Annotated in this window: 11 protein-coding genes; all 11 read left to right on the top strand. The window is 59.7% G+C overall.

Features of this window, described 5'->3' with window-relative positions:
- The first annotated feature begins 242 nt into the window (after positions 1-242).
- The 11 genes from tsaE (at position 243) to vapC (ending at position 10,829) form a co-directional block, all read left to right on the top strand.
- The gene (gene tsaE, locus ACLD9W_RS11045) at positions 243-740 is read left to right on the top strand and encodes a tRNA (adenosine(37)-N6)-threonylcarbamoyltransferase complex ATPase subunit type 1 TsaE (protein ID WP_410842068.1); all 498 of its coding nucleotides are present in this window, start codon (positions 243-245) and stop codon (positions 738-740) included.
- A complete protein-coding gene (locus tag ACLD9W_RS11040; RefSeq protein ID WP_410842067.1) occupies positions 710-1,999 on the top strand; it encodes an N-acetylmuramoyl-L-alanine amidase in 1,290 nt (429 codons plus the stop codon). The genes tsaE and ACLD9W_RS11040 overlap by 31 nt, the downstream gene beginning before the upstream one ends.
- A gap of 282 nt (positions 2,000-2,281) precedes the next feature.
- Positions 2,282-3,187, top strand: coding sequence for an SMI1/KNR4 family protein (locus ACLD9W_RS11035; RefSeq protein WP_410842066.1), 906 nt, complete (start codon positions 2,282-2,284; stop codon positions 3,185-3,187).
- Positions 3,188-3,626: 439 nt separating this feature from the next.
- The gene (locus tag ACLD9W_RS11030; protein ID WP_410842065.1) at positions 3,627-4,064 is read left to right on the top strand and encodes a YiiD C-terminal domain-containing protein; all 438 of its coding nucleotides are present in this window, start codon (positions 3,627-3,629) and stop codon (positions 4,062-4,064) included.
- A gap of 276 nt (positions 4,065-4,340) precedes the next feature.
- Positions 4,341-5,111 (top strand): (Fe-S)-binding protein, encoded by a 771-nt coding sequence (locus ACLD9W_RS11025; RefSeq protein WP_410842064.1) that lies wholly within the window; start codon positions 4,341-4,343, stop codon positions 5,109-5,111.
- Positions 5,108-5,809 (top strand): LutC/YkgG family protein, encoded by a 702-nt coding sequence (locus tag ACLD9W_RS11020; RefSeq protein WP_410842063.1) that lies wholly within the window; start codon positions 5,108-5,110, stop codon positions 5,807-5,809. The genes ACLD9W_RS11025 and ACLD9W_RS11020 overlap by 4 nt, the downstream gene beginning before the upstream one ends.
- Positions 5,806-7,251, top strand: a complete 1,446-nt coding sequence (locus ACLD9W_RS11015) for a LutB/LldF family L-lactate oxidation iron-sulfur protein (protein ID WP_410842062.1) — start codon at positions 5,806-5,808, stop codon at positions 7,249-7,251. Before ACLD9W_RS11020 ends, ACLD9W_RS11015 begins: the two co-directional genes overlap by 4 nt.
- 499 nt (positions 7,252-7,750) lie before the next feature.
- Complete coding sequence (locus ACLD9W_RS11010) at positions 7,751-9,349, top strand: L-lactate permease (RefSeq protein ID WP_410842061.1); 1,599 nt, start codon at positions 7,751-7,753, stop codon at positions 9,347-9,349.
- Positions 9,350-9,762: 413 nt separating this feature from the next.
- Positions 9,763-10,200, top strand: a complete 438-nt coding sequence (locus tag ACLD9W_RS11005; protein ID WP_410842060.1) for a CAP domain-containing protein — start codon at positions 9,763-9,765, stop codon at positions 10,198-10,200.
- Positions 10,197-10,430 carry a type II toxin-antitoxin system VapB family antitoxin gene (vapB, locus tag ACLD9W_RS11000; RefSeq protein ID WP_410842059.1) on the top strand — a complete coding sequence of 78 codons (234 nt, stop codon included), beginning with the start codon at positions 10,197-10,199 and terminating at the stop codon, positions 10,428-10,430. The genes ACLD9W_RS11005 and vapB overlap by 4 nt, the downstream gene beginning before the upstream one ends.
- A complete protein-coding gene (gene vapC, locus ACLD9W_RS10995) occupies positions 10,431-10,829 on the top strand; it encodes a type II toxin-antitoxin system tRNA(fMet)-specific endonuclease VapC (protein ID WP_410842058.1) in 399 nt (132 codons plus the stop codon).
- The last annotated feature ends 489 nt before the right edge of the window (positions 10,830-11,318 follow it).

Raw genomic sequence — 11,318 nt, 5'->3', positions numbered from 1 at the left:
AGCCGCTCGTTTTTGCTACGATGCGGGTGTAATCCTAGGGTGCGTTCCGAGGCGACTGGCCTGTTTGGTTGCTATGGTACGCTGATTTGAACATACAAGGGTGCGTATTTTATGCCCGTATCCGGCCGTCTGAAAGGTGCGCCTGCCGCCGTTTGCACGGCAAATGCCGCGTTCGGGCGCGGCAAGGTTTGCAAAAGGCATGGTTTGCCGCATAATTCGCGCTTTTTCGCCGCTTCCCGCCCATGAACGCTGTTTCCCACACGGTTTTCCTGCCCGACGAGTCCGCCACCGCCGCTTTGGCGCAGGCGCTGGCCGCCGCTTTTTCAGACGGCCTGACCCCACCTTTGGTGCTGTGGCTCGAAGGCGGATTGGGCGCGGGCAAAACCTCGTTTGCACGCAGCCTGTTGCGCGCGCTCGGTTTTGCCGGCGCGGTGAAAAGTCCGACCTACGCCATCGCCGAATCCTATCCGCTGCCGCAGTTTCCCCTCCACCATTTCGACCTCTACCGCTTCTCTTCGCCCGAAGAATGGGAAGACGCGGGCTTGGACGATTTGGCATCCGACGGCGCAATCTGCCTCATCGAATGGCCGGATAAGGGCGGCGCATACACTCCGCCGCCCGACATCACCCTCGCACTCGGACACGCTGACGGCGGGCGCAACGCCCGCCTGTATTCCCACACTACCCACGGCAGAAAAAGTTTAGAAGCATGGATAAGAAATTTACCCGCCGCCAAATAATCCGCAGCGCCGCCGCCGGCCTGCTGTTTACCGTTACCCCAGCCGCCTTTGCCAAAGGCGTGCCGCAGTTTGTCGCCGTGCGCATCTGGCCGGCCAGCGCCTACAGCCGCATCACGCTGGAATCCACCGAAAAGCTGCAATACAACTACTTCACCCTCGACAACCCGCGCCGCCTCGTTCTCGATCTCAAAGGCGTGCAGCTCAATTCTGTTTTGCAGGACATCAACAGCAAAGTCCAGCGCAGCGACCCCTACATCGGCACCATCCGTGTCGGCCAGAACACCGCCGACACCGTGCGCATCGTGATCGACCTGAAAACCGACGTCAACCCGCAGCTCTTCACCCTCGCGCCCGTCGCCAACTTCAAACACCGCCTTGTCGCCGACCTCTACCCCATGCACGCGCAGGACGCCAACGATCCCCTGATGGCGCTGCTCGAAGACTACTCCAACGGCAGAATCAGCAGTAGGGGCATGGGCGCCGACACCCCGCCCGTTAAGAAACCGCCCGAGTCGCCGCCCACCCGCGCCGACAACGCCCCGCCGGCCGCGCCCGAGCGCAGGTACAACCGCCAGCCCGTGATCGTGCTCGACCCCGGCCACGGCGGCGAAGACCCCGGCGCCATCGGCAAAAGCGGCCTGCGCGAAAAAGACGTCGTCCTCTCCATCGCCCGCGAAACCAAAAAACGCATGGAAAGCCTCGGCTACAAAGTCCACATGACGCGCAACGAAGACGTGTTCATCCCGCTGGGCGTGCGCGTCGCCAAAGCGCGCAAACTGCATGCCGACCTCTTCATCTCCATCCATGCCGACGCCTTCACCAGCCCCAGCGCGCGCGGCACCGGCGTTTACACCCTCAGCACCCGTGGCGCCAGCAGCGCGGCTGCCAAATTCCTTGCCCAAACGCAAAACAACGCCGACGCCATCGGCGGCGTGCACACCGTCGGCAACAAAGACGTCGACAGCGCCATCCTCGACATGACGCAGACCGTCACCAACAAAGACAGCGAAATCCTTGGCAAACGCGTCCTCGTCGAACTGGGCAAATACAACAAGCTGCACAAAGGCAGTCTCGACCAGGCCAACTTCGCCGTTTTGCGCGCGCCCGACATCCCCTCCATCCTCGTCGAAACCGCCTTCCTCTCCAACCCCGAAGAAGAGCGCAAACTCAGCGGCATGACCTTCCGCCACCAATGCGCCGACGCCATCACCGCCGGTGTGAAAGCCTACCTCTCCGTCGCCATCCTCGCCCGCAGATAGGCCGTCTGAAAAAGGCCGTCTGAAAACAGACAAAAGGCCGTCTGAAAGGCGTATCCGCTGCGGGTCAAACCTTTCAGACGGCCTTTTCTTTACCGGGTAAAAAGGCCGTCTGAAAAGCCCGCAGCGCAGGTTGGCTGCGGCAAATACGGCAAGAATAAAGGCGAGCGGCTGTATTACTGCGGGAAGTTTGCGTTTGAAGACTGATGCGGCGCGATAAAAGGCCGTCTGAAAGCTGCTTTCAGTCTGCCCCAATCCCACCCAATCCACTAAAACGAGCCCGCCATGGAAACCTACCGCAAACTCACCGCCCTCGCCGCCGTCCTGCACGAACATCCCGCCGACAGCGTCATCCTTATCCCCGAAACCGCCGCCGCAGTTCTCCGCCCCCAAAGCGCCAACGACTTCGCCGCCCTGTTCGCCCCCGCCGCCCGCTTCATTGTTCAGACTACCGACGCGCCCCTCCGCCTCGGCTACCGCCAATGGCTCACCGTCGGCGCGCTGCAACGCATCAAGCAAGACCTGCCCGCTGCCCCGTCCCAAGCCGACTGGCTCAACGTCCTCGCCGCCCATCTGATTGCCCTGCCCGCCGAATCCGTGTCCGGCGCAGACATCCCGCCGCTGGCATGGACAGATTTCGCCGACGACCAAGCGCGCATCCAATGGTGGATGCAATGCGTTCGCGCCTACCTCGACGGCGGCGACTTCACCCCCGCCAGCCGCGCCGCGCTGGACGACTGCGAACAGCGCATCGGCTGCCCCCTGCCGCCGATGCTGCGCGCCTACCACCAACACATCGGCGTGGAATACCTCGCCGAAATCATCAACCCGCCCGAGCGCATCGAGCCGCTGCTTGACGCTTTTCCCGGGCTGGAAGACATCCTTGAAGACCTGAGCGCCGAACAAGCTGCCGCCACCCGCGCCCTTGTCGAGCAACTCATCGCATTCGGCGACTATCTGGGCAACGGCAACCTCTGGTGCTTCCACCGCCAAACAGGGCAAGTCTGGTACTGCGACCACGACACCGGCGAATGCCTCAGCCCAATCTTCGACGACGTGCGCGACTACCTCGACGCAGTGATGATTCTGAGCCTCGCCGAAGCGCACGACCCCGAAGACGGTCATGAAGCCGCCGAAAGCATCCTGCGCCAACAGCTTGGTGACGCGGTGGTGGAAAAATGGATGTATTAGGGCGTGTTGACATTCAACATTTTGGCAGCTTTTCCGTCCTAAAATAGCATCTGCTTCGTTAAAAACACTCGCCAATGGGCGGCATTGGCTCGTGTTTTCGCCTTGCATCTGCCATTTTATGCCGAAAAATCCGCTTCAAAAGTTGAATGTCAACACGCCCTAGGGCAGCCTGAAAACGGCGTGTGGTTTTCAGGCTGCCTGCCTTAATAGACTTGATTTCACTCATGGCCTAACGGGACAACCCCGCAAGGGCTGACATAATATTTCTTTTCGCTGTCAGGCATCAGGTAAAAATAATTTTTAAATTCCCTGTCGCCAAAATTTTTACTGTCTGCCGCCTTCAATCCCTTATTGAATTTTTTAGCCGCTTCCTTCTGAAAGCGGCAAGCCCGTTTTTTTCAGACGGCCTTTTATCCAAGCCAACCAAGGAAACCGAACCATGACACCGCAACAGTTGCAAGACTTTCTCCACCGCTGCATCCCTGCCACCGCCGCGCTGCATATCCGTGTCGTCTCCTGCGGCACCGACGGCGTGGAACTCTTGATGCCGCACGCGCCCAACCGCAACCACAAAAACACCGTGTTCGGCGGCAGCACTGCATTGGGCGCGACCGTGTGTGGCTGGGCGCTGGTGCATCTGAACTGCCCCGAAGCGGCGGGCAATATCGTGATACAAAGCAGCGAAATCCGTTACACCGCGCCCGCGCACGGCGATTTGCTGCTGTCTGCCAAAAGCTCCGATGCCACCGAGTGGACGCGCTGCCGCGAAATGCTGGCGCAGCGCGGCAAGGGCAAAATCGATTTGGTGGTGGAGGGCTTTTCAGACGGCCTCCCCGTGGCACGGCTGACGGGCAGGTATGTTGCGCTGGCAGGGTAGGGCGGGCGCTTTGTCTCGCTGCGTTCAGACGGCCTCATTGCGCGCGGCGGCAACGCAATGCCCTGTTTTTACAGCCGGATCGGCTGTTCGGGCGAATTGTCGCCAATTTTACTTTTTGAGTCGGAAAAACCTTATTTTTTATGCGGTTAAACGGGTGTGTTTGTCATTTTTCCTTGACCGCATACCTCAGATTACTTAAAGTGCCGCCCCGCAGCCGTTAGCGCGGTTTGCATAAAAAACAAGCAAAAATACAAACCCAAACCCAAAGCCAATTTTATGAACACAAACTCCGAATCCACCATCGGCGGCAAACCCGCCGATGTGTATTTTTTCGGCACCTGCCTGCTCGACATTTTCATGCCCGAAGCGGGTTTGGATGCCGTGACGCTGATCGAGCAGCAGGGTATCCGCGTGCATTTTCCGATGGGACAGAGTTGCTGCGGCCAGCCGGCCTACACTTCCGGCCATCCGCAGGAAGCGTCCGACATCGCCGCCGCCCAGCTCGATCTGTTTCCCGAAAACTGGCCGATTGTCGTGCCCTCAGGCTCGTGCGGCGGCATGATGAAACACCACTGGCCGCAGCTTTTTGCCGGCAGCACCCATGAGGAAAAAGCCCGCGAAGTGGCGGGCAGGGTGGTGGAATTCACCCATTTCCTGCTCGACATCGGCTATGTGCCCGAAGACAAAGGCGACAGCATCAAAGTGGCGGTGCACACTTCCTGCGGCGCGCGGCGCGAAATGGGCGTGCACCTCACGGGCTGGAAGCTCGTTGACAGCCTGAAAAACGTCGAGCGCGTGGTGCACGACCACGAAAGCGAATGCTGCGGTTTCGGCGGCACGTTTTCCGTAAAGCAGCCCGATATTTCGGGCGCGATGGTGGCCGACAAAGTGGCCGCGCTCAAAGCCACGGAAGCGGTGGAAATCGTCAGCGCCGACGCAGGGTGCATGATGAACATCGGCGGCAAAATCGCCAAAGACGAGCCGCAGATGCCGCGTCCCAAGCACATCGCCACCTTCCTTCTGGAACGCACGGGAGGCAAGGCATGAGCGCGCGCGAAAACATTTTGGCCAAACTGAAAAAGGCCGACGCCTATCCGATGATGGAGCCGCGCGTCGAAGAGTTTTACCGTGAAATGTCGCCCGTGTGGGACAGCGAAACCGAACGCTTGAAACATTGGGCGAAGGCCATGCGGGCGGTGAAAACGGAAATTTATTGGGTGACGCGCGACAACTGGCCGCAGGTCATGCTCGAAGCGGCTAAAGGCAAAGGGTTGAAAAACATCCTGCTGCCGCTGCAAACCGAACACGGCCGCGCTGCCTCCCAAGTTTTTCAGACGGCCTCAAACATAGAAACCAAAGGCTTCGACAAGCCGATGGAAGATTGGAAAGACGAGTATTTTGCGGATATCGACGCGGGCTTCACTTCCGCCCGCTGCGGCATCGCCCACACCGGCACGCTGATGCTGTGGCCGACGCCGCAAGAGCCGCGCAGCCAGAGCCTGGTGCCGCCCGTGCATTTCTGCCTGTTTGACACGGCGAAAATGTACGACACCTTCCACCACGCCATGCATGGCGAAAACATGGCCGCCGGGATGCCCACCAACGTGGTGCTGGTGTCCGGCCCGTCGAAAACCGCCGACATCCAGCTCACGCTGGCCTACGGCGCACACGGCCCGCGCGATTTGGTGGTGCTGGCCGTCCTGCCCGGGCACATCGCCCCCGCCGACTTGGAGGACGCCGCATGAGCACGCAAACCGTACATTTCCACCCGAAACCCGAAACCTTCAAGCAAAACGCCCGCGAGGCGCTGGCCGACAAGCCGCTGCGCAAAAGCCTGCGCACAGCCATGGATATGCTGATGACCCGCCGCAAAAGCGTGTTGTCCGACGAAGAAGAGCTGCAACTTCTGCGTACCCTGTGCGAACACATCCGCCAGCGCTCGCTCGCCCGCCTGCCTGCGCTTTTGGAAGAGCTTGAAGCCAACCTGATCCGCTTGGGTGTCAAAGTGCATTGGGCGGAAACCCCGGCCGAAGCCTGCCAAATCATCCACAACATCATCACTGCCAAAAACGGCAAACTGATGGTGAAAGGCAAATCGATGGTCAGCGAGGAAATCGAGCTGAACCATTATCTCGAAGGGCAGGGCATCAAAGCGGTTGAGAGCGATTTGGGCGAATTTATCGTGCAGATGGCGGGCGAAAAGCCCACCCACATCGTGATGCCTGCCATTCACAAAACCAAAGAGCAGGTGAGCGAGCTGTTCCACAAAAACCTCGGCACGCCGCTCACCGACGACGTGGACGAGCTGACCGGCATCGCCCGTCAGGCGCTGCGCGATGTTTACCGCACGGCCGACGTCGGCCTGTCGGGCGTCAACTTCGCCGTTGCCGAAACGGGCACGCTCTGTCTGGTGGAAAACGAAGGCAACGGCCGCCTTTCCACCACCGTGCCGCCCGTGCACATCGCCATCACCGGTATTGAAAAAGTAGTGGCCAAACTGTCGGACATCCCGCCGCTGTACAGCCTGCTGCCGCGCAGCGCCATCGGCCAGCCGATAACCACCTATTTCAATATGATTACCGGCCCGCGCCGCAGCGAAGAGATCGACGGCCCGCAGGAAATGCACCTCGTTCTTTTGGACAACGGCCGCAGCCAGGCCTATGCCGAAGAACAGATGCGCCGCACCCTGCAATGCATCCGCTGCGGCGCGTGCATGAACCACTGCCCCGTCTACACCCGCATCGGCGGCGCGGCCTACGGCACGACCTATCCCGGCCCCATCGGCGAAATCGTCTCGCCGCACCTGCTCGGCCTCGATGCCACCCGCGACCTCCCCACCGCCTGCACCATGTGCGGCGCGTGCGACGAAGTCTGCCCCGTGCGCATTCCCATCACCGCACAGATGCGCCGCCTGCGCGAAGAGGCGCAGCGCCCGCGCGACGAAAAAGTGTCGCACCCGATCCGCGGGCAGGGCGCGTCGCACACCTTGGGCGAAACGCTGGCCTGGCGCACCTACAACGGCATTTTCAGCGGCAAAAAAGCCTACCGCGCCTTCGGTTGGGCGGCCACCACCTTCCGCGCCCTCACGCCGCCCTCGCAGCTGGGCTGGACGGATCACCGCAAGCCGATGAAGCCCGCCGCCAAAACGCTGCACGAGCTGATGAAGGAAAGGGAAAAGCGCAAATAGCGCCGCCTACCTTTACGGCCGTCTGAAAGCCTGTTCTGCCGCCGCAGACGTGAAGCTTGGTTTCGTGAAGCTTGGTTTTCAGACGGCCTGTTTGGAAATCGTCCGCCGTAGCATCAAGGCCGTCTGAAAGCGCAGCTTCAATAAACGGCCTGCCGCGTGATTGTGTGCCGTGAGGCCGTCTGAAAGCAGAGCTGCGGCGAACGTTCCAATCGGCTGCGGCGAAACCGTCGGCCGCCAAACACGGCTGCCGTTTTTTGACTTCGCAAGCCCCGCTTTCAGACGGCCGCAAAGTCGGGCGGCAGGGCAGGGCGGATGCCTGCCCCCTTACGCAGAAACGATATTAAAGGCCGTCTGAACACACAGGTGGCCGAATCCGATTTTTCAGACGGCCTCACCGATACCGTGAGGCCGTCTGAAAAAAGCCGAGCGGCAGAGCGCCGGCAAAAACCGTATGCACGAGCATACCCTTCACAACAACCTGTCCGCAAAGGATTGAAACATGGCTTTATTTTTAAGCATTTTCCCCATCGTGCTGCTGATTTGGCTGATGGTGAAAAAAAACAGCGTCCCCTCATACATCGCCCTGCCGGCCACCGCCCTGCTGATTTACATCCTGCAAATCAGCTATTTCGGCAACCCCTTTGCCGAATTGAACGCCAACGTGGCTGCCGGCCTCGTCGCCACGCTCACGCCGATTACCGTGATTTTCGGCGCGATTATGTTTAACCGCATGATGGAAACCACCGGCTGCATCGACGTCATCCGCAAATGGCTGGCCACCATCAGCCCCAACCCCGTCGCCCAGCTGATGATTATCGGCTGGTCGTTTGCCTTTATGATTGAAGGCGCATCGGGCTTCGGCACACCCGCCGCCATCGCCGCGCCGATACTGATGAGCCTCGGCTTCAACCCGCTGCGCGTCGCCATCTTCACGCTGGTGATGAACTCCGTACCCGTGTCCTTCGGCGCGGTCGGCACGCCGACTTGGTTCGGCTTCGGCCAGCTCGAACTGGCGCATGAAGACATCCTCGCTATCGGCCGCCAAACCGGCATCATCCATTTCGTTGCCGGTTTCATCATCCCGCTGATCGGCCTCAGCTTTATCGTCTCGTGGCAGGAAATCCGCAAAAACCTCGGCTTTATCTACATCGCCATCCTTTCCTGCACCATCCCCTACGTCATTTTGGCGCAGGTGAACGAAGAGTTTCCCTCGCTTGTCGCCGGCGCCATCGGCCTCTTGGTTTCCGTGTTCGCCGCCAACCACGGCTGGGGCTTGAGCAAAGAACACGCCAAAGACCCGAACGCGGAAAAAGTGTCCGCAGGCCAGGTCGCCAAAGCACTTGCCCCGCTGGGCATGCTGATCGGCATGCTCGTCGTCACCCGCATCAAACAAATCGGCCTCAAAGGCCTGATGACCAGCACCGAACCCTGGTTTTCCTTCTCCCTGCCCTTCGGCCTGTCCGACATTACCGTCACCCAATCGCTGACCTTTGTCTTCGGCAACATCTTCGGCACGGGCGTAACGGAAAAATACCAAACCCTCTACGTGCCCGCGTGGATACCCTTCGTCATTACCGTTTGGATCTGCATCCTGCTCTACAAAACCAAATTCAAAGACGCCTGGAGCTTCTACGTCGCCACCTTCAACCAAACCAAAAAACCCCTGCTCGCCCTGATGGGCGCCCTCATCATGGTCAAACTCATGATGGTGGGTGGCGACAACTCCATGGTGAAAACCATTGGCAAAGAATTCGCCGACATGGCCGGGCAGCACTGGGTTTATTTCTCCTCCTACCTCGGCGCCATCGGAGCCTTCTTCTCCGGCTCGAACACCGTGTCCAACCTCACCTTCGGCGCCATTCAGCAGCAGATTGCCGTCGATACCGGCCTCTCCGTCACCCTCATCCTCGCCCTGCAGTCCGTCGGCGGCGCGATGGGCAACATGGTCTGCATCAACAACATCATCGCCGTCTGCTCCGTATTGGACGTGAAAAACGCCGAGGGTGCGATTATCAAAAAAACCGTTATCCCCATGTTTGTCTACGGCATCATCGCCGCCCTGATGGCCGTGATCGTCATCCCGCTGCTGCCCCTGTAAGCACACGGCAGCGCAGTAGGCCGTCTGAAACCCCGCCAAGGCGTTTCAGACGGCCTCTTTATTGCCGCCGCACGGCAAAACCCGCACCCGCGCAAACGGTTTGGAGTATAATCGCGCCCGTTTGCCCGCAGAAAGTGCAAAGGGCAGAGGCCGTCTGAAAAGCCTTCCGACGGTTGCGCAGATAAAAACAAAAGGGAAAACCGTGAACACGCGCCACACCGCACTCTTGGCAGCCGCATTGTCGGCGGCTGCCTGCGCCGCGCCGCCCGCCGCCGAACCGGCCACCGCGCAGCAAATGGCCGACTTAATCAACCAAGCCCGCGCCCTCGGCAGAACCTGCGGCAAAACCTACTACCCCGCCACTGAAATGGAACCCCCTGCTCGAAAAGGCCGCCGCCGCCCACGCGCAGGACATGGCCGACAAAAATTACTTCCGCCACGAAAGCTCCGACGGCCGCGACATGGCCGGGCGCGTCGAACAAGCAGGCTACCGCTACCGCGCCGTCGGCGAAAACATCCTCGCCGGCGAACCCACCGCCCGCGCCGCCATAGCCACCTGGCTGGCCGCCCCCGGCCACTGCAAAAACATCATGGACACCGTCTGTCTACATCGAAGTCGGCATGGCCTACGCCGCCAACCAGCATTTGCAAAAACATCATGGACACCGTCTACACCGAAGTCGGCATGGCCTACGCCGCCAACCAGCATTCCCAATACGGCGTCTATTGGGTGCAGAATTTCGGAGCATTGGCGGGGAAGTGAAAAGGGAGACGGATTGGCGGTTTTCAGACGGCCTTTGGCCGACAACCCGGATTCCCGAATCCGCACCAGCATAAGGAGAGCACCATGACACGAGTCAGTTTGTCATTCGCCGCCGACGGCCAAAGCGTCAGGCTGCCCGAGCAGGCGCAGTTTGGCGGCAATGTGAAGACGGTTGATGTGCGCGTGGTCGGCAACGAGCGCATCATCAGCCCTGCCGCGCAGGTTTGGGACAGCTTTTTTGCCGCAGGCAGCGGCGTCAGCGAAGATTTTATGGTCGAGCGGGAAACCGTCGTGCAGCCTGAACGGGAGCAGCTGTAAATGCTCAAATATATGCTCGACACCAATATCGTGATTTATGTGATGAAGCGCCGCCCGCTTGAAGTTTTGGAAACCTTCAACCGCCATGCCGCGCGTTTGTGTGTCAGCAGCATTACCGCCGCCGAGCTGTACTACGGCGCGGAAAAAAGCGCATACCCCGAACGCAACCTGCAAGCCGCCGAAGATTTTTTATCCCGCCTGCAAGTGCTGCCCTACGGCATCAAAGCCGCCGCCCACTTCGGCAATATCCGCGCCGAACTGGGAAAAACCGGGCGGCTGATTGGCGAAAATGATCTGCATATCGCCGCCCATGCCCGCAGCGAAGGGCTGGTTTTGGTCAGCAACAACCTGCGCGAGTTCGAGCGTGTGGACGGTTTGCGTTTGGAAAACTGGGTGTGAAAGCAGGTATTATCGCCCCAACAAACTTTTCAGGCTGCCACAAAGCGCGGGATGATTTGAACACACAAAGGCAGCCTGAAACGGCGGCGGTGCATCAGCCATACCGCGCAAACCATGTTTCAGACGGCCTTTAACGAACAACGCACCGTAGGTCGGATTCTCGAATCCGACAGCCGACCGTAGGGCGGCATTGGGCGGCGCGTGATGAAATGTGGATTTTCCCCTTGCGGGGAAATGTCGGATACGAGTATCCGACCTTGTATATCGGAACTTCCGTATCATAGCAACAAACCGCCCGCCGCCGCCCGCATCCGACCAAGGTAAACAACCGTTGCGTAGCTCAGGGAGCGGTCGGGCAACCCATCGACACAACCGGACAGTTGCCAGACAACACAACCGAATGCAAGGCAGGTTTATGATGAGTACCCAACACAATTACGCAGGCATCGACATCGCCAAACGAAACTTCGTCATCGCCGTTTCGTCTTT

Origin of the sequence: Neisseria sp. WLZKY-1 (assembly GCF_046546535.1) — a bacterium.
Lineage (GTDB): Bacteria > Pseudomonadota > Gammaproteobacteria > Burkholderiales > Neisseriaceae > Neisseria.
Note: the sequence above shows the minus strand (reverse complement) of the source record. Positions and strands in the feature narration are given on the sequence as shown.